The sequence below is a fragment of the Paracoccus methylarcula genome (genome assembly GCF_003007735.2).
GTDB lineage: Bacteria > Pseudomonadota > Alphaproteobacteria > Rhodobacterales > Rhodobacteraceae > Paracoccus > Paracoccus methylarcula.
This window is the reverse complement of sequence record NZ_PXNQ02000003.1, coordinates 242,878-265,111: the sequence shown is the minus strand read 5'-3', so window position 1 is coordinate 265,111 and position 22,234 is coordinate 242,878. Positions and strand designations below refer to the sequence as shown.

17 protein-coding genes and 2 pseudogenes are annotated in these 22,234 nt (G+C 60.5%); 13 read left to right on the top strand and 6 right to left on the bottom strand.

Annotation, left to right across the window (positions count from 1 at the left end; translation table 11 throughout):
* Positions 1-21 precede the first annotated feature (21 nt).
* The gene (locus A7A09_RS06705) at positions 22-918 is read right to left on the bottom strand and encodes a LysR family transcriptional regulator (RefSeq protein ID WP_106690633.1); all 897 of its coding nucleotides are present in this window, start codon (positions 916-918) and stop codon (positions 22-24) included.
* A gap of 219 nt (positions 919-1,137) precedes the next feature.
* On the opposite strand from A7A09_RS06705, the gene A7A09_RS06700 reads away from it, so the two are divergent.
* From A7A09_RS06700 to A7A09_RS06690, 3 genes are all read left to right on the top strand, one after another.
* A complete protein-coding gene (locus tag A7A09_RS06700; RefSeq protein WP_245999191.1) occupies positions 1,138-2,556 on the top strand; it encodes a nucleobase:cation symporter-2 family protein in 1,419 nt (472 codons plus the stop codon).
* Positions 2,557-2,681: 125 nt separating this feature from the next.
* Positions 2,682-3,734 carry a phosphotransferase gene (locus tag A7A09_RS06695; RefSeq protein WP_106690631.1) on the top strand — a complete coding sequence of 351 codons (1,053 nt, stop codon included), beginning with the start codon at positions 2,682-2,684 and terminating at the stop codon, positions 3,732-3,734.
* 142 nt (positions 3,735-3,876) lie between these two features.
* Complete coding sequence (locus tag A7A09_RS06690; protein WP_245999190.1) at positions 3,877-5,223, top strand: aspartate aminotransferase family protein; 1,347 nt, start codon at positions 3,877-3,879, stop codon at positions 5,221-5,223.
* 3 nt (positions 5,224-5,226) lie between these two features.
* Here A7A09_RS06690 and A7A09_RS06685 read toward each other — a convergent pair whose 3' ends face one another.
* On the bottom strand, positions 5,227-6,147 hold the full coding sequence (locus tag A7A09_RS06685) for a LysR substrate-binding domain-containing protein (protein ID WP_106690629.1): 921 nt from the start codon (positions 6,145-6,147) through the stop codon (positions 5,227-5,229).
* A gap of 192 nt (positions 6,148-6,339) precedes the next feature.
* Here A7A09_RS06685 and A7A09_RS06680 point away from each other — a divergent pair, with 192 nt between their 5' ends.
* The 7 genes and pseudogenes from A7A09_RS06680 to A7A09_RS06650 all read left to right on the top strand — a co-directional run bounded on the left by A7A09_RS06680 (position 6,340) and on the right by A7A09_RS06650 (position 15,313).
* The gene (locus A7A09_RS06680) at positions 6,340-7,281 is read left to right on the top strand and encodes an amidohydrolase family protein (RefSeq protein ID WP_106690628.1); all 942 of its coding nucleotides are present in this window, start codon (positions 6,340-6,342) and stop codon (positions 7,279-7,281) included.
* A gap of 17 nt (positions 7,282-7,298) precedes the next feature.
* Positions 7,299-8,260, top strand: a pseudogene (locus A7A09_RS22055) (amidohydrolase family protein).
* A gap of 7 nt (positions 8,261-8,267) precedes the next feature.
* Complete coding sequence (locus A7A09_RS06670) at positions 8,268-9,650, top strand: UbiD family decarboxylase (RefSeq protein ID WP_106690627.1); 1,383 nt, start codon at positions 8,268-8,270, stop codon at positions 9,648-9,650.
* A complete protein-coding gene (locus tag A7A09_RS06665) occupies positions 9,647-10,240 on the top strand; it encodes a UbiX family flavin prenyltransferase (RefSeq protein WP_106690626.1) in 594 nt (197 codons plus the stop codon). Before A7A09_RS06670 ends, A7A09_RS06665 begins: the two co-directional genes overlap by 4 nt.
* 22 nt (positions 10,241-10,262) lie before the next feature.
* The gene (locus tag A7A09_RS06660) at positions 10,263-11,300 is read left to right on the top strand and encodes a CobW family GTP-binding protein (RefSeq protein WP_106690625.1); all 1,038 of its coding nucleotides are present in this window, start codon (positions 10,263-10,265) and stop codon (positions 11,298-11,300) included.
* Positions 11,301-11,375: 75 nt separating this feature from the next.
* Positions 11,376-12,671: an amidohydrolase family protein gene (locus A7A09_RS06655; protein WP_211341058.1), complete on the top strand. Its 1,296-nt coding sequence runs from the start codon at positions 11,376-11,378 to the stop codon at positions 12,669-12,671.
* 428 nt (positions 12,672-13,099) lie between these two features.
* The gene (locus A7A09_RS06650; protein WP_211341057.1) at positions 13,100-15,313 is read left to right on the top strand and encodes a TonB-dependent receptor; all 2,214 of its coding nucleotides are present in this window, start codon (positions 13,100-13,102) and stop codon (positions 15,311-15,313) included.
* Between the two features lie 49 nt (positions 15,314-15,362).
* On the opposite strand, the gene A7A09_RS06645 is transcribed toward A7A09_RS06650, so the two are convergent.
* A complete protein-coding gene (locus tag A7A09_RS06645; protein ID WP_245999189.1) occupies positions 15,363-16,277 on the bottom strand; it encodes an ABC transporter substrate-binding protein in 915 nt (304 codons plus the stop codon).
* A 139-nt stretch (positions 16,278-16,416) separates the two neighbouring features.
* Between A7A09_RS06645 and A7A09_RS06640 the strand changes: the two genes are divergently transcribed.
* From A7A09_RS06640 to A7A09_RS06630, 3 genes are read left to right on the top strand one after another with little or no spacing between them, the layout of a single operon-like run.
* Entirely contained in the window at positions 16,417-17,412 is a 996-nt protein-coding gene (locus A7A09_RS06640) for a FecCD family ABC transporter permease (RefSeq protein ID WP_106690623.1), read from the top strand.
* A 5-nt stretch (positions 17,413-17,417) separates the two neighbouring features.
* Positions 17,418-18,431 (top strand): FecCD family ABC transporter permease, encoded by a 1,014-nt coding sequence (locus A7A09_RS06635; RefSeq protein ID WP_106690790.1) that lies wholly within the window; start codon positions 17,418-17,420, stop codon positions 18,429-18,431.
* A 51-nt stretch (positions 18,432-18,482) separates the two neighbouring features.
* A complete protein-coding gene (locus A7A09_RS06630; RefSeq protein WP_245999188.1) occupies positions 18,483-19,226 on the top strand; it encodes an ABC transporter ATP-binding protein in 744 nt (247 codons plus the stop codon).
* A gap of 99 nt (positions 19,227-19,325) precedes the next feature.
* Here A7A09_RS06630 and A7A09_RS06625 read toward each other — a convergent pair whose 3' ends face one another.
* The 3 genes and pseudogenes from A7A09_RS06625 to A7A09_RS06615 form a co-directional block, all read right to left on the bottom strand.
* On the bottom strand, positions 19,326-20,285 hold the full coding sequence (locus A7A09_RS06625; protein WP_106690622.1) for an ABC transporter substrate-binding protein: 960 nt from the start codon (positions 20,283-20,285) through the stop codon (positions 19,326-19,328).
* Complete coding sequence (locus tag A7A09_RS06620; RefSeq protein ID WP_106690621.1) at positions 20,282-21,259, bottom strand: sucrase ferredoxin; 978 nt, start codon at positions 21,257-21,259, stop codon at positions 20,282-20,284. Before A7A09_RS06620 ends, A7A09_RS06625 begins: the two co-directional genes overlap by 4 nt.
* Positions 21,256-22,160, bottom strand: a pseudogene (locus tag A7A09_RS06615) (FecCD family ABC transporter permease). Before A7A09_RS06615 ends, A7A09_RS06620 begins: the two are co-directional and overlap by 4 nt.
* Between the last annotated feature and the right edge of the window lie 74 nt (positions 22,161-22,234).

The window sequence follows — 22,234 nt, the reverse complement described above, 5'->3', positions numbered from 1 at the left end:
TTGGATCGGTGCGCGGGCGGTTCACTTCATCGCCCGCAACACGAAGTCTCGAAATTTTCGTGCCGCCGGAGACAGCGAACGGTCACTGCGATGGATCAACGAGATGTCGCGCGCAATCAGCGGATCCGACGGTGTCACGGTGACCAGCCCCATGGATCGCGCCAGCGGGATTACGGTCGAGGTCATGATCGCCACGCCCAGCCCGGCATCGACCATGCCGATAATGGTCAGCGGCAGGGAAACATCCTGAAACGAGCGATGCAGCTTCAATTCGATCCCCACGCGCGCGAGCTCGGCCTGAAGGCGTTCGCGGATCGGATTGCCGCGTTGCGGACCGATCAGGGTTTCTTCCGCAAGGTCCTTCCACCGCAACGCCCCCGCCTTGGCAAGCGGATGTTCCGGACGCATCACGACCAGGAAGGCATCGGCCGCCAGGCGGGTCCCGACGACTTCGCTATCCCCGTCGGGGACGGTGCCGAGGCCAAGGTCCACGCTTCCGTTCTTTACCATGTCGATCATCACGCGCTCGGACACATCGTGGAGAGAAATATCGATGCCGGAATGATTTTCACCAAAACTCCGGATCAGGCGTGGCAACAGCAGCGCGGCCTGAAGTGTGCCCGAAGCGATTCCCACGCGACCGCGGCTGAGAATGTTCAGCTCCTGCGCGTTCTCGATCAGACGGTCGATATCGCCCACCGCCTGCCGGGCGATGGAGAGCGCCTCTTCCCCGGCCTGAGTCATCCGCAACAGACGTGTATGGCGATCGAACAGACGCAGCCCGAGATTGCCTTCAAGCTGGTTTATCAATGTGCTGGTCGCCGATTGCGAAAGCCCAAGTCGTTCCGCCGCCCTGGTGAACTGGCCGCTTTCGGCGACGGCAACGAAGGCCCGCAACTGTTTTAGGGTCGGTTCCATCTTCGAATAGCTCTGGTGAGGCGAAGATGATTTATAGAGTTGCTCAATAAATAAAGTCAACTATGCCGATTGATAAATGAATGTGTAACCGCACAGCATACGGGAGACAGGAGGAATCGGCGGGCGATCAATCAGCGACAGGGGAGGAGGAGCCCATCTGGTCGCAGAGGTTGGCGCGATACCCTGAACAGAATGACAACAATGGGGAGGAGGTAATCCATGAGCGAGATTTCCGGGAGTAATTTCGTAAACGAGATGGCCGGCGCGACGGACAAAAGGCGTGACGATCCCATCGAGGAAAGACTGCCCGCGCCGAAGCTGGCGGCCTTGGGGCTGCAGCATGTTCTGGTGATGTATGCCGGAGCAGTTGCGGTGCCGCTACTGGTCGGGAACTCGATCGGTCTGAGCAAGGAGGAAGTCGCGATGCTCGTCAGCGCGGACTTGTTCTGCTGCGGTATCGTGACCATGATCCAGTGTCTTGGCATTTGGAAGATCGGAGCACGGCTGCCGATCATGATGGGTATCAGCTTCACCGCGGTTCCGGCGATCATCGCCACCGGAAGCGATCCCGATCTGGGCATAAGGGGTGTTTTCGGGGCGGTAATCGCCTCGGGGATATTCACGCTGATCGCGGCGCCCTTCTTCAGCAAATGGGTCCGATTTTTCCCTGCGGTGGTGACCGGCAGCGTCATGCTGGTCATTGGCGTATCGCTGATGCGGGTCGGGGTGAACTGGACCGCGGGCGGCAACCCGACGATCAAGACGGCAGAGGGCGTGGTGCCCAATCCGGCTTATGGCGAGCCTTTCGGCCTCGCGGTTGCGGCGATAGTTCTGCTGACCATCCTGCTGACAACGCGATTCCTGAAAGGTTTCCTCGCCAATCTCGGCGTTCTCTTCGGTATCGGCTTTGGTTTCGCGATCTCGATCGCTGCCGGGCGGGTGGATTTCAGCGGGTTGGGTGACACAGGCTGGCTCAATATCGTGACACCATTCGCCTTTGGGCTACCGATCTTCAACTTCTGGGGCACCGTCGCCCTTTGCGCCGTGATGATCGTGATGATGATCGAGGCGACCGGGCAGTTTCTGGCGGTTGGCGATATGGGGGGGCAAGAAATCTCCGAAGATCGTCTGGCGCGTGGCCTGCGGACCGACGGGCTGGGGAATATCATCGGCGGTATCTTCAACACCTTCACCTATACGACCTATGCGCAGAATGTCGGGCTGCTACAGATCACCGGGGTTCTCAGCCGTTTCGCCGTGGCAACAGGCGGGGCGATCCTGATCCTGCTGGGATGCCTGCCGAAGGTCGCCTTCATCAGCGCTTCGATCCCCAGCTACGTGATCGGCGGTGCGGCTATCGTCATGTTCGGCATGGTTTCGGCAACCGGAGTCAAGATTCTCGCCCGGGTCGATTTTGTCAGGAACAGGCGGAATATCCACATCGTGGCCGTCAGCCTCGCGCTGTCGATGATCCCACTGGTTTCACCCGATATCTTCGACCGATTGCCCCATGTTATCGAGCGAATTTTCCATAGCGGCATCCTTGTCGGGACTTTTTCGGCCCTGTTGCTCAATCTGCTGTTCAACGGAGTTCCATCCCGTAATGCTGGCCTGTCAGGCGATCTAGCGGGACACTGACCGGATACGGAATCCTTGATCCGACCCTATTTCCCTTCGCGGTCGGCAAGGTAAGCCCCACGCGGAAGCTCCCTATTCCGCGTGGGGCAATCACATTCGTTAAACAATCTGACGGAAACGGCGCCATGCTTCATCCTGATATTCTCGCGGCTGGTGGCCTTGCCACGCCGTTCAAATCGGTCCCGTTCAGTGAAGCCCTCGCGGTGCTCGGGCAGAATTACGGGATGTCCGATCTGCTGTCGCGTTTAGATACCGAGAAGGATGACACTTTTCTGGTGGCGGATCCAAAGGGTGCGCGTTTTATCGCCAAATTCTCGAACCCGGATGAAAACCAGGCTGAAATTTCGCTGCAAATCTCGGCGCTGGACCATGTTTCCCGGCGCGATCCGGACTTACTGGTCCCTCGCGTGATCCGTAACCGGGATAACAAGGATATATTCCTCTACCGAGACAGCCACGGTCAGAAACGGCTTGTGCGCGCGCTGAGCTATATCGAGGGGACACCGCTGGACCGCATAGCGGCCACTGCCGGGGAACGTGAGAAGATCGGGGCGGTGCTTGCCCGGCTACAACACGCGATGGCGGATTTTTCGCATCCTCAGGATGGGCGGAAAATCGCATGGGATGTGCAGCATTTGCTGCGGCTTCAATACCTTCTGGGCGACATTCGGTCGCCTGACCGTCGCGCTTTACTGGAAGCGGGGTTCGATCGGTTCAGGCGGATCAAGCCCACATTGGAACAATGCCGCCGGCAGGTCATCCATAACGACTTCAGTCGCTCGAATCTTGTCGCCGATCCGGCCTCTTCGGAGTTCATCAGCGGCGTGATCGATTTTGGCGACGTGGTGCGCAGCTATGCCGTGATCGATGTCTCGACGGCGCTGCTCAATCAACTGACCGGACATGATGATGACAGGATTTTCGATGATTGCCGCGATCTTCTTGCCGGTTATCTGCGAAGAACATGCCTGACCCGAACCGAGATGGAAATCTTGCCCCATCTGGTCATGGCGAGGGTGATCGCGCGCGCTTTGATTACCACATGGCGCGCCGGACAATTTCCCGATAACGCCGCCTATATCCTGCGAAACAGCCATCAGGGCTGGCGACAACTCGAATATTTCCTGCGGCAACCTTTCGACAGGATCAGCGGTGTATTCGCCGATATGGTGCCATGAGACCGCGCACCGGTTCACGCGCGGAGCCGTCGCGCAAGCCCGTCTGTACAGGGTTGCGCCGCTTCGTATGGCAAACTCCGGGAAAATGCCGCAAATCATGGCAGATCGGGTCAGGTGAACCCGAACAACAGGAGGCGTTGCGATGGCTGCGAGGAACTCGGCCGGTCTCAATATCGGCATGGCGAATGGTTTTGACCCTAACGGCATGGCCGATCTGGACCCTGCCGCACGGGACATGATCCAGCGGCGCCAGAAGCTACTGGGCCCGGCATATCGCCTGATGTATGCCGATCCGGTCGAGATCGTCAGGGGGCAGGGAACCAGGCTGTGGGGCCGGAACGGCGAAGAGTATCTGGACGCCTATAACAATGTCGCCTCGGTCGGCCATTGCCATCCGGATGTGGTCGCGGCGGTTCATGCACAGATGCAGACGCTCTGCACGCATACGCGCTATCTGCAAGATGAGATACTGGATTTCGCCGGGCAGATCCTGCCCAGCTTCGGCGCTCCGATAGAGCATATCATGTTCACCTGCACCGGCTCCGAGGCCAATGATCTGGCGCTGCGCATCGCCATGCACCACACCGGCCACAGAGGGGTGATCGTCACCTCGGAAGCCTATACCGGAAATTCATTCCTGACCGCGAGCCTGTCTCCGTCGCTCGGCCGGAATGCCCCTGCCGGGGATTACGTATGCCGTATTGCCGCACCGGATTCCTATCGGTTGGATCCGGCCACGCTCGGCCGGGTTCTTGCCCGGCAGGTCGCGCAGGAGATAGAGCAGCTAGAGCAGCGGGGGGAAGGCATTGCGGCCTTTATTGCGGATTCCCTGTTCTCATCGGATGGTATCTACGCGCATCCGACGGATATCCTGCAACCCATCGCCGAAGTTGTCCATGCCGCCGGCGGCGTCGTGATCGCGGACGAGGTGCAGGCCGGGTTCGGGCGTTCCGGCGACAAGTTATGGGGTTATCAGCGCCATGGGCAGATACCCGACATCGTCACCATGGGCAAACCGATGGGCAACGGCTTTCCTGTCGCGGCGGTCGCGGTGAGCCGGAAGGTGGTCGAGCGCTTCGGCAACGAGATGCGCTATTTCAACACGTTCGGCGGGAATACCGTGGCGATCGCGGCGGCACGAGCGGTTTTCGAAGTGCTCCATCGTGAGCGATTGCAAATGAACGCCGCGCGGATCGGAGCGATGATCCGGCAGGAACTGCAACGGTTTGCCGCCCGTGACGAACGTATCGGCGATGTGCGTGGCGCTGGCCTTTATATCGGGGTCGAATTCGTCAAGGATCGCGATAGCAAGGCGCCCGATCCCGAAACCGCGCTGGCTGTGGTGGGTGGCTTGCGCCGCCGCCGGGTGCTGATCTCGGCCACGGGGCATCATGCCAATATCCTGAAAATCCGGCCCCCTCTGGTGTTTTCCGACGCGGATGCGGACAGGCTGCTAACGGAAATCGGGAATGTGCTTGCCGCGATCTGACGGTTAATCTCCGCTTCCGGTCTCTGGCGTCATCTCGCGGATAATCTGCAAGAACTGCCGGAGCGTCGGCGAGGGATCCCCCTCGCGGTAAATCGCATAGAGCGGTATCTGAGGTGGCGCGGGATCCACCGTCTTGAATACAACATTCGGCAAGGCAAGCTTTTGCATGCTGGCGGGCAGCAGTGCCACGCCCATATTCGCGCCGACTAGGCTGAGAAGCGATTGCACCTCGACCACCTGCTGCCGGATCTGAGGGATGAACCCGGCCTGAACGCAGCATTCATACAGGAAATCGGCAAAGCGTGATTGCTGCAGGCCGAACATGACGAAGGGCTGGTCCTTCAATTGCGCCAACGAGATCGTGGGCATATCGGCGAAAGGATGAGATTTCGGCAGGGCGACCATCAGGTCTTCCTGCATGATGATCTCGCGGTGCAGCCCTTCTTGCGCAGGAGGCATGCGGAACAGGCAGACATCTATCCTCTTTTCCAGCAAACCCTGGATTTGCAGTGGCGGTGTCAGTTCGTGCAACTGCCATTCGACATTCGGATAGCGATTGCGAAATGCCTCCAGTGCGGCTGGCACCACCCCCACAAGGGAAGAACTGATGACGCCGATCTCCAGCCCTCCGACCAATCCCCGCGCGGTCATGCGGGCGACGGAAACCGCCTTGCCGAGTTGTTCGAAGATCAGCGGAACATGCTCCCGAAAGGCTTGGCCCGCAGGGGTCAGTTCAACACTGTGATGGCTGCGCGCAAAAAGCTGGACGCCGAGATCACCCTCCAACTGCCGGATTTGCTGGCTTAGCGGCGGTTGCGACATGTTCAGCCGGGCTGCTGCCCTGCCGAAATGCAGCTCTTCCGCCAGAACGAGGAAATAGCGCAGCGTGCGCAGGTTGAACTGCCGCAGATCGTTCATGTCCATATGGAAAACCTCTCACCAGCCGATGAAACGAATATTATACGTCTTGTTCTGACCGTGCCAGAGTCACCCTGAGGAAAATCACTGATGTCGAAACATTTTGCTCGCAGGCCGGTCGCCCGATCTGCGGAGGGGAGGGCACAGAGGTTTTCTTGACATTCGGTTCTGACCGGGCCGAGCAGAAGGAGACCAAGCATGATTATAGATACCAGCTGCTATCCGACCGATGTGGTCGATCTCGCATGGCAGCATGACGGTGATCCGTTTAGTGGCGAGCGCCTGATCCAGATGATGGACGGCCCCTATACGATCAACGGCAAGCCGCGCCGGATCGACAAGGCGTTTATCCAGCCCCCGCAAGGCAACACGATCTATACCTGGACGGATGGCGAGTTGAGCGGGCGTGAATCCATCGAGCATTACATGGCCTATACGCTGAAGATGGTTCAGAAATACCCTGACCGTTTCATCGGCTGCTTTGTCTATAATCCCCGCTGTGGTGTGCAGAACGGCGTCGAGGCGATCGAGCGCTATGTCACGGAACATGGTTTCTGCATGGTGCAGTTTCAGGCCAATATGCATGCCTATCGCCCGGACCGTGCCAAGGACTGGCTGCGTCCCGCGCTGGACAAATGCGCGGAACTGGGCGTGCTGGTGAAGGTGCATACAGGCGATGGCCCCTACAGCATCCCGAGCGAATGGATTCCGCTCATCAAGGAATATCCGCAGGTCAATTTCATCATGGCGCATTTCGGTGTGCAGACCGGCGGCGTCTATACATTCGAGCCGTTCCAATGGGCGATGGAACTGGACAATGTCTATTGCGAAAGCAGCTGGTGCCTGCAGTCGCGGATCGTGGAATTCGCCAAGGACCTGCCCACCCACAAGATCCTTTACGGCTCCGACACGCCCCCGAACGAGCCGGGCATGTGGCTCAATCTGCTGGAGGTGCTGTGCCACGAGCCGCCACAGGGCATGAATCTCGACGAAGAAACGCTGGAGGATTACCTCGGCAACAACCTCGCGCGGATGCTCGGTATCGAGCCGACACCCCACCCCGCCACATATGAGGATGCAGTCGCGGAACTGGAGCGCCATGGCATCGAGAACAAGCACTACCTGGCGACATTCGTCTAGAACCGCGGAGAATACATATGATCATCGACACCCACCTGCATCCCACCAACTTGGTGGACGAAGCATGGCGGCATACGGGCGAGCCTTTTACTGGCGAGCGGATGCTGAAACTGATGGACGGCCCTTACATGATCAACGGCAAGCCGCGGCGGATCGATATGGGCTTCATCCAGCCCCCGCCCGGCAATACCGGTTACCGGGACGGGAACCGGCGCGGTCGTGAGGGGATCCGCGACTACATGTCCTATGTGGCCGAGCTCTGCCAGAAATATCCCGACCGTTTCATCGGCAATTTCAATTTCAATCCGCGTTGGGGCCCGGAAAACGGTGCCGCAGAGTTGGAATTCCACGTCAAGGAATACGGCTTCAAGATGCTGAAGCTGCATTCCAACATGCATGGCTACCGGCCCGACCGCTGCCTGGAATGGCTGCGCCCCGCCATGAAGAAATGCGCCGAGCTGGGCGTCGTCGTGCTGATCCATACCGGCGACGGCCCATATTCCATCCCGACGCAATTCTATCCGATCATCCGCGAATTCCCGATGGTCAACTTCATCATCGGCCATTTCGGCATCCAGACCGGCGGCAACTATTCCTTCGAGCTTTCTGGATGGGGATGGATACGCCCAATGTCTATTGCGAATCCGGCTGGTGCTTCCAGTCGCGGATCGTGGAATTCGCCAAGCAGCTTCCGCCCCACAAGATCGTCTTCGGGACGGATTCACCCCCCAACAACCCCGGTATGTGGCTGCGTGAGCTTGAGGTTCTTTGCTCGCCCGAACCGCAGGGGATGAATCTGAGCGAGGATATTCTCGAAGATTACCTCGCAACAACATTGCCCGCCTTATCGGCATCGAGCCAACCAAGCCTCCGCGCGATCTGGCTGAAGCCGAAAAGCGCCTCAAGGCGACTTACGTCTGAGGCCGGGGTGCGGGGCTCCTCAACCCCGCACCTTCTTTTTCTCGCCCATCGGGGATAGCTACGCCATGACCACCGATCACCAGGACTTCCAGACCTTCGCCCGGAATTACCGCGACAGCTTTCCCGATGACATCCTGCATGTCCCGGCCCAGCTGGATGACGGACAGGAGGTCACAGCACTGGTCGAGGCGCTGGCAGCACAGAACCGCGCGCCAATGCTGTTCTGCGATCAGGTGCCGGGCAGCGCATGGCCGCTTGTGACCAATATCTTCGCGTCGCGCGACCGCATCGCCCGTATTCTCGGCACCGATCCCGGGAACCTGCATGCCGAATATCAACGCCGCGCAAATGCGCCGATAGAACCGGTATATGTCGATGACGGTCCGGTCTGTCAGGTGATCGACGAAGGTGACGAAGTCGATCTGGAAGACCTGCCGATGATCCGGCATTTCGACAGCGACCGCGGCCCCTATGTCACCAATGCGATCATCGTCGCCACCGATCCCGAGACCGGCATTTCCAATCTGAGCTATCACCGTTCGATGCGCCATGCCCGGAATGCGCTGGCGACAAGCCTGCATTCGCGCGGTCATTTGTGGCGCATGTATCAGAACGCACGCGAAGCCGGCCGGCCTCTTCCGGTTGCCATGGTGGTGGGGGCACATCCTCTGTTCATGCTGGCGGCATCTGCGCGTGTGGCTTACGGCGTGGACGAGCGCGCTGTTGCAGGTGCGCTGATGCAGGCGCCGCTGGAACTGGTCCGCACCCCGCGCCATGGTATCGGGGTTCCCGCAGCCGCCGAATTCGTTCTGGAGGGACATCTGGATCCCGAGGCGCATGTGGCCGAGGGACCGTTCGGCGAATTTTCGGGTTATTCCTCGGACCGTTCGACCAACACGCTGTTCCATGTCTCGACGATCATGCGCAAGCGCGAGCCATGGTTGCTTGATGTGGTAGGGGGCGCGACCGCCGAACATCTGAACCTTGCCCGCCTGCCGCGCGAGGCCGAGATGTTCGAAAAGCTGAAAGCCCGCTTTCCGGCGGTGACGCAACTGCATTATCCGACCTCGGGCACGCATTTCCATTGCTATGTTGCACTCAGGCAAAGCCGCCCCGGCGAGGCGCGTCAGGTGATGCTGGGGCTTCTGGGCTGGGATCCCTATCTGAAAACCGTGATCGCGGTGGATGAGGATGTCGATGTCTCCCAGGACAGCCAGGTTCTCTGGGCGATGGCCACGCATTTCCAGCCGCATCGTGATCTATTCATGATCGACGGATTGCCGGGAAGCCCGCTGGACCCGTCGTCAAGCGCCGACGGCACGACCTCCCGGCTGGCTCTGGACGCCACGAGGGGCCCGGATTTCCACGGCACCCGCGCGACGATCAGCCTTCAGGCACAAAAGCTGGCGCAGGCAATCCTTCGTGATCTGACCGGGAGCCGCAAATGAACGCCGCCATTCCCCGGCCTGACCACCCGCCCCGCATGGCGGTGGGCATCAGCGGGGCCTCGGGCTTTGTCTATGGGCTGCGGCTGCTGGAGATACTTCGTGAACTGCATGTCGAAACCCATGTCGTCGTGAGCCGGGCGGCATTGCTGACCATGCAGCACGAAACCGATCACAAGCTGTCGGATATCGAGGCGCGTTCGGATTACCTTTACCGCGCCGACGATGTCGCGGCGAGCATCTCCAGCGGTTCATTCAGGACCATGGGAATGATCGTCGCCCCTTGCTCGATGAAAACGCTGGCCGAGATCGCACAGGGTGTGACATCCGGCCTTATCAGCCGCGCGGCCGAGGTCACCTTGAAAGAGCGGCGCAAGCTGGTGCTGATGGCCCGCGAGACGCCGCTGACGCAAAGCCATCTGAGCAATATGCTGACGGTCACCCAAATGGGCGCCATCATCGCGCCGCCCGTGCCCGCCTTTTACGCCAAACCATCCAGCATCGCGGAGATGGTCGATCACAGTCTTGGCCGTGTGCTGGACCTGTTCGACCTGAACTCGGGGAAAGTCCGCCGCTGGGTCAAGACACCGTAATTTCATCGAAGGGAGAGTAATCATGCAGAATTCGGTCAAGGACAAGATTCCGGTCACGGTGCTGACGGGGTTCCTGGGATCGGGCAAGACGACCTTGCTGAATTATATCCTCAAGGAAAATCACGGCATGAAGATTGCCGTGATCGAGAATGAGTTCGGAGAGATCGGCATCGATGGCGGTCTGGTTGTCGGCAGCACCGAAGAGATCTTCGAGATGACCAATGGTTGCGTCTGCTGCGTCGCGGAAGCGCGTGAGGATCTGTTGCGGGTTATCCGGCAGCTTCTGGAACGTCCCGACCGGCTGGATCATATCATCATCGAAACCAGCGGCCTGGCCGATCCCTATCCTGTGGCTCAGACCTTTTTCCTCGACGATCCGATCCGTGAGGAAACCAATCTGGACGGGGTCATCACGCTGGTGGATTCCAAGCATATCATGCAGCATCTGGACGATGCGGATATCGACGCGCTGGACAATCAGGCCGTGGATCAGATCGTGTGTGCCGACCGGATCGTGCTGAACAAGATCGATCTTGTCACCGAAGACGAGGTCGGGAATGTGACCGGACGGATCGCAAGGCTGAACGAAACCGCCGAAATCGTGCAGTCCAGCTATGCGCAGATCGACCTGAAGCGTATTCTCGGCCTCGCCGCCTTTGATCGCAATCGCAAGATGGCGGCGGAAATCGATCTGGATTCTCACGATCACCATCATCGTCATCCGGCTCCGTGGGAGAAGAAAGCGGATCACAGCCATGACGCCTCGGTCACTTCGGTCGGGATCGAATTGTCCGGTCACATGGATGTGCAGGCCATCCTGCGGTGGGTGCAGGACATCAGGAAACAGGATAACCGGGACCTGTTCCGCATGAAGGGGATCTTCTCGATCAAGGATGACGATTACTGCTATGTGCTGCATGGCGTGCATGACCAGATCGAGTTCCGGCCCAACCATCCATGGGCGGATGAGCCGCGATGCAATCGAATGGTCTTTATCGGGCGCAACCTGAACCGCGAGGCGTTGCAGGCGCAACTGACCGGCTGCCTTGCCGCTGCCTGACAAAAGGGGCTGCGCCGTGGCGGGCTGTAGTCCCGCCGCGACGCAGCTCGAACAATCCGACCGAAGAGGTTCTTGATGACAAAGATGCAATCCGCCCCCCGTCTGGTCAAAGGCGGTAAGATTTCAACCGGTCGCGGCATGTTGCAAAACGCCGATATCCTGATTGGCAGTGACGGCCATATCAGCAATATCGCCCCGAAGATCGCACCCGATGCGGGCGTCGAAGTGATCGACGCGGCCGGATGCATCATCTCTCCGGGATTCATCGATGCGCATCAGCATCTCGACAAGACCGGTGTGCTCAGGTTCGCGCCCAATCCGTCCGGCACGTTGCAGGGTGCACGCGAGGCATTTGCGAAATATGCCCGAACTGCCACGCCCGAGGATGTGCATAATCGCGCCTCGAAAACCGTCGCTCAATGCCTGTTGCACGGAACCACCGCGATCCGCAGTCATGTCAATGTAGACAAGGATGCCGGTTTCAGCGGGATGGAGGCCCTGACGGAACTGCGAAAGGGTTGGGCCGGCCGGGTCCGGATACAGCTTGTCGCCTTCATGACCCCGCATCCGGGGCAGGATCTCGACTGGCTCCGCACGAATATAGACCGGGCCGTTGAACATGCGGATGCCGTGGGCGGCACGCCTGCCGTCGCCGAGGACCCCGACCAATATCTCGATATCCTGTTCGAAGCCGCCGCCCGTCACGATCTTCCGGTCGATTTGCATCTGGACGAGCATCTCGATCCCACGCGGCCCCTGTTCGCGAATGTTTTCGAGCGCGTGCGGAGGTTCGGCTTGCAGGGACGCACGGTATTGAGCCATGCCTCGGTTCTCAGCGCTTTGCCGCGTGACAGGTTCGAAGCGATCATGGCAGAAATCCTCGAACTGGATCTGGGGGTGGTGACACTGCCTGCGGCGAATCTCTATCTGCAGGGGCGCGATCAGGACATCATGCCGCCGCGCGGCCTGACCCGCGTCGCCGAACTGGCCCGTGCGGGGGTTCCGATCGCGACCGCCTCGGACAATATCCAGGATCCCTTCGTTCCCACGGGTTCCGGCGACATGCTTGAAATCGCACGCTGGACCTTGCTGGCGGGACATCTCAAGGGCGACGAGTTGCCACTCGCCTATTCCATGATTACCGATATCCCCGCCAGGCTGATGGGGCTGGATAACCATGGGATCCGGCAGGGCGCACCGGCGGATTTCCTGATTGCCCGTAGCGAGGATGTCGAGACCCTGGTCGCTGGTGGCTCGCAAGACCTGCGCGTCATGGCCAAGGGGAAAGCCATATCGACATTTGCCGCCAAGTTTGAGACCTGTTCCGGTTCACAGCCAGAAAATCGCCATATCGGCGAAAGCTGTGACTGACAGGAAGGTCTTCGGGCTTCGGTGACATCGCATCCCGAAGCGATCAGAGATATTCGTTCCCGCATTCTCGCGACAAGGGCTGGGATAAGGTCGATATCGGGTTGGAGAACCGGCGCGGAGAGATCGTCGGGGTCGAGGCCAAATCGTCAGCTACGGTTTCCGCCGGGACTTCCCCGATACCGGCAAGCGCGCAAAAGCCCGTAGACAGATGTCCATCCTTGATCGCATCGAGAGTTTCCGTGCCTGTGGAGCCTGTCGTGAACTTGACGGATCGATGTCGATGACATGGGAGATGGACTGACGATGGGGCATTTCACTGTGGGGTTTGCGTAACACGGCACAGTTGACCTTGGGTCATCGTGTTGATTCGAGCGAGCCTTCCATTTATCCGATTTAAACACTCGGAATTATTCGCTCGAAAGATCAGCATGAAACACCCAAAGCCCGCATTCCCCATGTTCAACAGCTCGCACGGCAGTCTCGGGCGGGTGGTCATGCATGGACTTGCTGCTTCCGCCTCGGCCTGGGCCCTGTCGACCGGCACGGCCGGCGCACAGGATGCCGGAGCCCCGATCCTTCTTGATCCGATCGTCCTCACCGCGTCGCGCGAAGGGGCGTTGGACACGAAGTCCCGATATGTCACGGTCATCGACCGCGACGATATCAGCCAGCAACAGGAAACGGTCGGCTCTACCGCCGAACTGCTTGAGCGCATGGTTCCGGGGATGGCGACGGCCAGCCAGACGCTGACCAATTACGGCCAGACATTACGTGGCAGGAATGTGCAGGTGATCATCGATGGCGTGCCGATGGGAACAAGCCGCGACGTGTCACGTGATCTGTTCAACATCTCTCCCTCGAATATCGATAGCATAGAGGTCGTGCATGGCGGCAGCGCCATCTATGGCGGCGGTGCGGCTGGCGGGATCATCTATATCAATACCCTGCAGGCCAGCGACAGGCCCTTGGAGTTCGAAACGACAATCGGCGCCGCAACCAGCCTGTCGAATTTCGGAAGCGATGCGCTATCGGGGCGGATCACCCAGAAGGTCAGCGGGACGCGGGGCAACATGGATTACGTCCTGTCCTTCTCGCGCGAGCAGACGCGGGGCTTTTTCGACGGCGACGGCGACCGGATCCCGCCCGAGCCAAGCCAAGGCGATCTGTCGGATACCGGGACGGTCGATCTGATGGGCAAGCTCGGCTATAATTTCGGCGATCAGCGGCTGCAGTTTGCGGTCAATTACCTGGATGCCGAACAGGATACGGATTTCATCTCGGACCCGGCCGTGGATGCTCTGCCGCCGGGCGATGCCAAGGCGCGCGCGCTCGAAGGGCTGGAACTGGCCGACCAGACCAGCCGCGAGAACCTGGTTCTCAACCTAAGCTACAGCAAGGAAGATCTCTGGGGTGGCAAGGTCGATGCAAGGCTTTACTATCGCGATTACAGCACCCGCTTCGCGCCATTCGACGGACGGCCCTATGGCGGTTGGAACGCGCTCGCCCAGTCTTTCCTTGAATCCGAGACCTATGGCGGTCAGGTCACGTTCAACACCCCTGTCAACGGGCTGGCGGCACATGGTGCCAATCTCATCTGGGGCGCCGATATCAAGAACGAAAAGACCAGCATGCCGGTGACTGTCTTTGACGGCGCGGCTTACGATGCTTCGGGTGGGAGGCAGTTCGTGGTCATTGATCCCGAACGCACCTTCATGCCCGAGCTCACGACAAAATCCGCGGGCATCTTCGGCCAGATGGAGCTGTTCCCGACCGAGAAACTCACCCTGCGGGCGGGGGTCCGGCATGACTGGGTGAATGCCTCTTACGATGATTTCACCACATTGGGGCAAGGAAACGCCATCGAAGGCGGAGAGATCGACTATTCCGAGACGACCTTCAACCTTGGCGCGGTTTACGCCGCCACGCAGAATGTCGATCTTTACGCAAGCTATTCGCAGGCCTTCGAGCTGCCCGATATCGGCGTGCAATTGCGCCAGGCGGAAGAAGGCTTCAATGTCGGCGACTCCAACCTGGCGCCTCGGATAACCGATACCTATGAGATCGGGATGCGCGGCAACTGGAGCAGGCTGAGCGCCGATATCGCGGCATTCTACAGCAAATCCGACCTGGGAGGTGTCCTGGTCGAAAACTTCTCGCTTGTGCAGGACCGGACGAAAGAGAAAATCTACGGGATCGAAGGCGGATTGCATTACACGGTCGATGACCGGCTGCGCCTCGGCGGCACCTTTACCCTGCAGGAAGGCACTGGCAAGAACCCCGAGACCGGCGACAGCATCGCGCTGAACAGTTATCGCATCTCTCCTCTCAAGCTGACGGCTTACGTGGAATACAGCCCGAAACCCTGGTGGGATATGCGGCTTCAGGTGCTTTATTCCGCCGGGCGGGATTCGGCCTTCGAGGATGGTGTCGGCTTCGGTGGCCGCGAGGTCGAGGATTATGCCGTTCTGGATCTCTACAACCGGTTCGAGCTGGAAAGAGGCACGCTCAGCGTCGGGATCGAGAACCTTCTCAACAACCAATACCACACGGTATTCGGGCAACTCCTGCGCAACAACGCCAATAGCAGCCATGTCGCCGCACAGGGCACCGTGGCGCGTGTGACCTATAACATGACCTGGTGAGCGTGATTGTCATCCCTGCCATGGATCGGCCCATGGCGGGGATGACCCGTTACTGGTCCACTCCGTAGATCCGGGCGATATCCGCCAGCATGAGGCGGGCCGCCAGGATTCCTCCTGCGGTGTTCCAGATGGCATCGCTGACGGCATGGACCCGGCCCGACGAGACCGCCGACAGGGACTGCCAAAGCGGGTTGGACATGATGTCATGTGCCATGTCCGGCCCGTCGCCGTTCCCGGTATCCCAGGTGAAGTGAAATATCCGGTCGCCATCCATGTCGGGAATGCTTTCCGTGCCGACCTGGATCGAGAATTCCTCGACATCCTGATTCTCGGGGCGATGGAAGCCGAGCTGCTTCAGCACGACACCGGAAAAACTGTCCAACTGATAGATGCGGATATAGCCCGGCATGAAGCGGATGACCGAGACCTTCTCTTGCAGGTGATCGCCAAGGCGCTCGCGCAGGTCGGCGACTTCGGCGTCATAATCGCTGATCGCACGCTCTGCCTCTTCGGTCTTCCCCAGTGCTTCGGCATAAAGGCGGAAATTCTCCTTCCAGTCGCCGCGCAGGCGTTCGGATACGACTGTCGGTGCGATGGCGCTCAACTGAGGATAGATCGCCTCGTGCCGCAGCCTGGTCGCAAGGATGAGATCGGGTTGCAGCGCGGCGACCAATTCCAGGTTGACCGCGCTTTCATTGCCAAGCGGCGTGACATCGGCCATCCGATCCTCGATATGATCCCACCAGGGATCACCATTCCAGGAACTCGCCGCGCCTATCGGGGTTACGCCCAGGGCCAGAAGTGCCTCTGTTCCCTCGTTCGTCAGAACGACGACCCGCCGGGGCTCGTCCGGCACCTCGGCCGTCCCCAGGCTATGGGTCACCTCGCGCGCCATGGCCATGTTCCCGATGGTGAGGATGCTTAGCGCGATCGCGCAGCAGAGCAGTTTCGCGGGTTTCATCATGCCTGTGTCCCTCATTGCCTGTGCTCATATGTATCGCCTGCGAATCCAGCAACACTTGCAGTTGACAAAATAACTTGGTTATTGAGCCCGGCATCGGGCGAATGATCCCGAATGTCAACGGGGCCGGGATCATCACGGAATGACACGTTCGCTACTGCTTCTTATCGCGGCCCTGGCGCTGGCGCTGGCGCTGATCGCGAGCCTGCATCTGGGGCTGCGTCTCTATGGACCCGGGGAGGTGTTGGCGGCCCTTGCGGATCATGGTGAGGGCACGGATGCGGTCATCATCCGGTCATTGCGCCTGCCCCGCACGCTGATCGCGGTGGTCGCGGGCGCGGGATTCGCGCTTTCCGGGCTGATGATCCAGATCGTTACCCGCAATCCACTGGCCGAGCCGGGGCTGATCGGTATCAATGCGGGCGCCGGGCTGGCGGTTGCTCTGGGGATCAGCGCATTCGGAAGCATCGGATTACCGCAGATCGGCCTGCTGGCATTTACCGGCGCATTGGCGACGACGGGGCTGGTCTTCAGCGTGACTGCCACCTCTGGGGGGCTGACGCGCAACGATACCACGCTACTGGCGGGGGTGACGATCGCCGCACTTCTGACCTCGCTGACACAGGTCATTCTGCTGCTGGACGAAACAGCGCTTGAAACATTGTTGTTCTGGCTGTCAGGAGGGTTCGCGGATCGCGATCTCGGCCTTCTCGGGATCGGTCTTCCGGCATTGATCCTGGGATATGCAGCCTGCGCAGCCCTGGCGCAATCGCTGGATGCGCTGCGGTTGAACGACCAGACAGCGGAAGCGCTTGGGGTTTCCGTGTCCCGCGTTCGCGTGGCCTCGCTTGTCACGGCCGCCGGATTGGCGGCGGGGGCCGTGGCCATGTCCGGCCCGATCATATTCCTGGGGCTGATCGCGCCGCATCTGGCCAGGCGGCTGATCGGCGACGCGGCCCCGACCCTGCGCCTGGCCCTATTCACCTGCATGATCGGAGGCCTGATTGCCGTGCTTGCCGATATCGTCGCCCGGCTGATCGTGGCGCCCGGTGAAGCGCCTGTCGGTTCGGTGCTGGCACTGGTGGGTGTTCCGATCCTGATCGGCCTTTTGCGCCGCAAGCGGGCACTGGCGCGATGAAGTATATGCGCCTTCATGCGGGTCCGGTCCGGCTCGGGATCGGGTTGCTGATACTGGCCGTGATCGCCACGGGCACCGGCTCGTCCTTCATCCCGCCCGTCCGGGTGCTCGCGGCGTTGTTCGGACAGGGTAGCGGTCCGGATGCGATCATCATCACGACGCTGCGCCTGCCCCGTGTCCTGGTGGCAATGCTTGCCGGGATGGCCCTTGCCATCGCCGGGGCGATCCTGCAGCGGGTCGCCCGCAATCCGATGGCGTCGCCCTCCATCCTCGGGATCACCGACGGGGCGGCCCTGGGCGTGATGACCTTCCTGTGGCTGTTTTCGGATTCGGCCAGCAAGCTGGCCGTGTCGATCCACTGGCAGCCTGCTGCTGCTGCGACAGGGGCATTGGCATTTGCCATTCTGGTCGCCCTGCTGACACGCCTCGATCCCAGGGGCATACAGGAGCCGATACGAATGATCCTTTACGGCATCTCCCTTGCCGCGCTGGCCAAGGCGGCTGTCGTGCTGATGATGATCCTTGGGCCTGTGCATCGCGCGGCACAGGCCATGACCTGGCTGATCGGCAGCGTCAGCGCCGCGCATTGGAGCGATGTCGTCACGCTGTTTCTGGGACTATGCGCGATGGTTCCCGTGCTGATCCTGCTTCGCCTTCCGCTCAGGCAGCTTGTCCTTGACCCGCAGAGCGCCGCCTCAACCGGGCTGCATCTGGCCCGCGCGCAAGCCGTGCTGCTGGCGGTGGCGGTTCTGTTGACGGCGCTGGCGGTCTCGCATGTCGGCGCCATGGGATATGTCGGGCTGATCGCCCCGCATATCGCGCGCAGGCTTTGTGGGCAGTTCACGCCGGGATACCTGTTCGCTTCAGCCATCTGCGGGGCGATCCTGCTGGTCGGAGCGGATATGCTGTCCCGCCTGCTGGCCCAACCATTGGAGATTCCCGCAGGTGCGGTAACGGCAGCCATCGGAACGCCGCTTTTCCTGTATCTGCTGATGAAGGGACGAGGCGCACATGTCTGACATTCTGGCGCGATTGCGTGACCTGACAGCCGATTATGACGGTACCCGGCATTGAACGGCATTGATCTGGACCTGCCCGAGGGCAAGATCATCGCCTTTTGCGGTCCCAATGGCAGCGGAAAATCGACGGCGCTTCGCGTGATGCGGGGGCTGCATGGCGCTGGCTCCGGCATGGCCGAGATCGCAGGTAAACCCGTCGCCTCCTGGTCGAAGAAAGACCTGGCGCGTGAAATCGCGATGCTCGGGCAATCCCCAAGCGCCCCGGATGCGCTGACGGTCCGGGAATTGGTGATGCTGGGCCGTTTCGCTTATCGGAACCGGTTTTCCGGCCCTTCTGTCGAAGATTACGAGGCCTGCGACAAGGCGCTCGATGCGACCGAGATCACCCATCTCACCGATCACCCGATCGGGAACCTGTCGGGCGGACAGTCGCAGCGCGCCTGGATTGCAATGACACTGGCGCAGGACGCCCCGCGGATCTTCCTCGACGAGCCGACCAATCATCTGGACATCTCGCACGCGCTTGAACTCCTTGAACTCATTCACCGGCTGAACCGGGAGAATGCCCGAAGCTTCGTGATCGTGCTGCATGATCTCAACCTGGTCATGCGCTATGCCGATCATGTGGTGCTTTTCGACAAGGGACGGGTCGTCGCGCAAGGAGAGAGAGGCGTCACCCTGACGCAGGAACGCATCGCGCAGGTATTCGGCATTCAATGCAGGATGATTGCAGTAGATGGCCTCGATAATCCGATCATCGTACCGCTATCCGTGGCACGTGAATATGGTAAATGATCATACCCGATACGGCCCGGCATGCTGTTTATGCCGATGGAAATCTCTGTGGATTGGAGCGTTCCGGTAAGAGTCCGGCCGATCCGGGATCAAGAAGCCTCAATCCGGCATTGGAACGAAATCGCGTCCGATGACATGGCTGCTGACGATCTCCGTCAATGCGAAGAGCGAGTCATAGGTTGCCGATGAAGCGAGTTCCCGCGGAACATAGATCACCTGATTGTTCCGGCAGGCATGCAGGATATCGCACCATCCGGGCAGAACCTCGTCCAATGCGGCGCGGGCGTCGGCAACCGTCTCGCCGCGTTCTGGCCGATAGGTGACAAAGATGAAATCGGCATCGAACCCGGGATAGGCCTCGCCCGAGAAGACCTGGCGGGAATTGCCTTCGATGGAATCGGTCAGTTCGGGGAAGGTAAACCCGGCATCGCGCAATACCTTGCCCAGTGAACCGTATGTGTTCCAGACATGCAGCTCTCCGCCCTGGCCCTGAATGACGCTGACCCTGATCTCCGAAGGGTCGATCTGCTGCTTGATCGTGTCGATCTGCCGCCGGTAGCGGCCTTCCAGCTTTTCCTGCCGGTCCGTTGTGCCGGTCACCTCGGCAAGCTGTGCATAGACGTCAAAATCCTCGGTGGCGTCGATATCGAACATGTAGGTCGGCGCGATCATGCGCAGCTGCGCGATACCCGCGGTCTGCCAACTCGTGGTCAGGATCAGGTCGGGTTCCAACGCGGTGACCGCCTCGATATCGGCGGGCAGGTTGCCGATGAATTCAATATCGCTGTTGTCGAAATCATATCCCGTCACCGATTTGCCCGAGCGGATGAACGGCGCACCGTTATCCTCGACCCGGCCATGGCTGCCGACCGGCATCACGCCCAGTTCCAGCAGCGCCACGGTCAGCGAAGTATCGTGCAGCGATACGATGCGTTGCGGGTTGGCCGGGATGGTCACCTCGGTTCCCGTGCTGTCGGTCATCACCCGGCTTTCCTGCGCGGTGGAGGGCAGGGAGGTGGCGAACATGATGGTGATGATGGCGGCTGATGTGAATTTCATGATGTCAGTCCCGTATCTGCCTGGAGAGATGCGCTTTCATCGTTTCCGGCATACGATCTTCGTTCTTCGGAGCAGGGGGTAATCCCGGAAACGCGCCAGCGTGTGCTGTGGTTGTCCTCGTCCTTGACCGCGGAGTTGCATCGGGTTTGCACCGGATACGAGACGGTGGCGAGATCGATTGCCAATCGGGCATCACCAGCCTGTGCGATGAGGGTCATCCTGTCGCCGGGCCGAAAGGCCTCGTTTGCGTCAGGCAGGTCGATCCGCACTTGGCGCCGGTCAATGCCGTGACGATCAGCCCAGTCCAGCGCCGCGATTTCGGCGACCTGGAAGGGTTCCGGTGCGTCCGGGCGCCCCCGATATGCGGGCAGGTAAACCCGGCCTTCCCCGATTGCCTCCAGAAAGGCTGGCACTTCCTCGGGCGACAGGCGGCCATAGCGCTGCCGTTGTGGCAGCACCATCAGCGAGGCGGCAAAACGGCAGCCCCCGACATGGGTGCATTGGAACACTTGGAACCGGGCGGGATCGGCATGCTTTTTCAGCGCCTTGAAGGTGGCGAAACCGAACCGGGCACAGCATGCGTCGCGCCGTGAATCGGTGCAGCACAGGACCGAGATGCGCGGCTCGGCCTCGCCCCCGATCTTTTCCCCTGCCAAGAATGCGGAGATCTGGTCGACCAGTTCCGCCTCGGTCATGCAGGCCAGCCTGACGCGCTGCGGGTAGAGTTGCAGCAGAAAGCCGTCGCCATCGCGGGCATTCCCGTCATCGACAAGGCCGACATGGATCCCGGCATCCATCGCATTTTTCAGCGCGGCGCGAAGCCGGTCTCCCATCCCGGCCGATTCATGTCGTGGAACCCGCCACTTGCCGCGTGGCCAGTGCAGCAACAGGCTGCGCGCAGCGACCTTGCCGGTTCCGGCCAATGGTTCATGCCGTTTCAGGCATAATTCGCGGCAGAAGACGTGACTGCTCATGATTGAGGCCTCGCTGCGGCTCTTTGCAGGAACCAGACGAAAATGGGAACGCCGATGACCGAGGTGACGAGGCCCGCGGGAATCTGGACCGGCATGAAGGCTACCCGGCCGACCAGGTCCGCCGTCGCAACCAGCAATGCGCCGCAAAGTCCGGTGAGGACGATCTGCAGGCCCAGGCCGCCGGTAGCGATCCGGCGTGCGGCATGGGGTGCGATCAGCCCGACGAAGCCGATGGGGCCGACAATCGCCGTGGCCACGGCGGCAAGCGCGACCGCCACAGCTATCAGGGCGCTGCGGATATGCCTCACCGGCACGCCCAGCCCGATTGCGGTTTCCTCACCCATCCGCAGGGCCGACATGCCACGCTGAGGCCGAGCAGAAGCGGCAGCAGGAACAGGCCGCAGACGGACAGGATGACGACATCGCGCCAGGTGGCGGCATCAATCGAGCCGGCCAGCCACGATAATGCGGACATGGCGCGGTCGATTTCTCCATATGTCAGCAGCGCCGATGTGATCGAGGATATGAAGCCCGAGACGCCAACGCCCAGCAGGATGAAGCGGATGGCGTTGTTGCCGCGTTGCTGGTGGCTGAGGCTTTGCACGATGGCGGCGACTGCCATCGCTCCGGCAAAGGCGAGGACCGGGCGCCAGACGTAATCCATCCCCGGCATGGCGACGATCCCCAGCACGACCGCCAATGCCGCGCCTTGGGAAATGCCGACCAGCGACGGATCGGCCAGCCCGTTGCGGGTGACATTCTGTATCGCCAGCCCGGAAAGCCCCATCATGGCGCCGACCAATGCGGCGGCGAGCGCACGCGGAAACCGGAACTGCCAGACGACATTGCCGATCGCGTCGGAAGCCGGATTCCCGCTCAGCGTGGCGAGCAGATCGGACATGTCGATAGCGTAGCTGCCGCTGGCAAGGCTGACCGCGATGACCGCCAGCAGAAGCAGGCCCAGCACCAGCACCG

Excerpts from the sequence above, each read along its gene's own strand:
- A7A09_RS06705 (WP_106690633.1), bottom strand. The coding sequence starts at position 918 with ATGGAACCGACCCTAAAACAGTTGCGGGCCTTCGTTGCCGTCGCCGAA.
- A7A09_RS06700 (WP_245999191.1), top strand. The coding sequence starts at position 1,138 with ATGAGCGAGATTTCCGGGAGTAATTTCGTAAACGAGATGGCCGGCGCG.
- A7A09_RS06695 (WP_106690631.1), top strand. The coding sequence starts at position 2,682 with ATGCTTCATCCTGATATTCTCGCGGCTGGTGGCCTTGCCACGCCGTTC.
- A7A09_RS06690 (WP_245999190.1), top strand. The coding sequence starts at position 3,877 with ATGGCTGCGAGGAACTCGGCCGGTCTCAATATCGGCATGGCGAATGGT.
- A7A09_RS06685 (WP_106690629.1), bottom strand. The coding sequence starts at position 6,147 with ATGGACATGAACGATCTGCGGCAGTTCAACCTGCGCACGCTGCGCTAT.
- A7A09_RS06680 (WP_106690628.1), top strand. The coding sequence starts at position 6,340 with ATGATTATAGATACCAGCTGCTATCCGACCGATGTGGTCGATCTCGCA.
- A7A09_RS06670 (WP_106690627.1), top strand. The coding sequence starts at position 8,268 with ATGACCACCGATCACCAGGACTTCCAGACCTTCGCCCGGAATTACCGC.
- A7A09_RS06665 (WP_106690626.1), top strand. The coding sequence starts at position 9,647 with ATGAACGCCGCCATTCCCCGGCCTGACCACCCGCCCCGCATGGCGGTG.
- A7A09_RS06660 (WP_106690625.1), top strand. The coding sequence starts at position 10,263 with ATGCAGAATTCGGTCAAGGACAAGATTCCGGTCACGGTGCTGACGGGG.
- A7A09_RS06655 (WP_211341058.1), top strand. The coding sequence starts at position 11,376 with ATGACAAAGATGCAATCCGCCCCCCGTCTGGTCAAAGGCGGTAAGATT.
- A7A09_RS06650 (WP_211341057.1), top strand. The coding sequence starts at position 13,100 with ATGAAACACCCAAAGCCCGCATTCCCCATGTTCAACAGCTCGCACGGC.
- A7A09_RS06645 (WP_245999189.1), bottom strand. The coding sequence starts at position 16,277 with ATGATGAAACCCGCGAAACTGCTCTGCTGCGCGATCGCGCTAAGCATC.
- A7A09_RS06640 (WP_106690623.1), top strand. The coding sequence starts at position 16,417 with ATGACACGTTCGCTACTGCTTCTTATCGCGGCCCTGGCGCTGGCGCTG.
- A7A09_RS06635 (WP_106690790.1), top strand. The coding sequence starts at position 17,418 with ATGCGCCTTCATGCGGGTCCGGTCCGGCTCGGGATCGGGTTGCTGATA.
- A7A09_RS06625 (WP_106690622.1), bottom strand. The coding sequence starts at position 20,285 with ATGAAATTCACATCAGCCGCCATCATCACCATCATGTTCGCCACCTCC.
- A7A09_RS06620 (WP_106690621.1), bottom strand. The coding sequence starts at position 21,259 with ATGAGCAGTCACGTCTTCTGCCGCGAATTATGCCTGAAACGGCATGAA.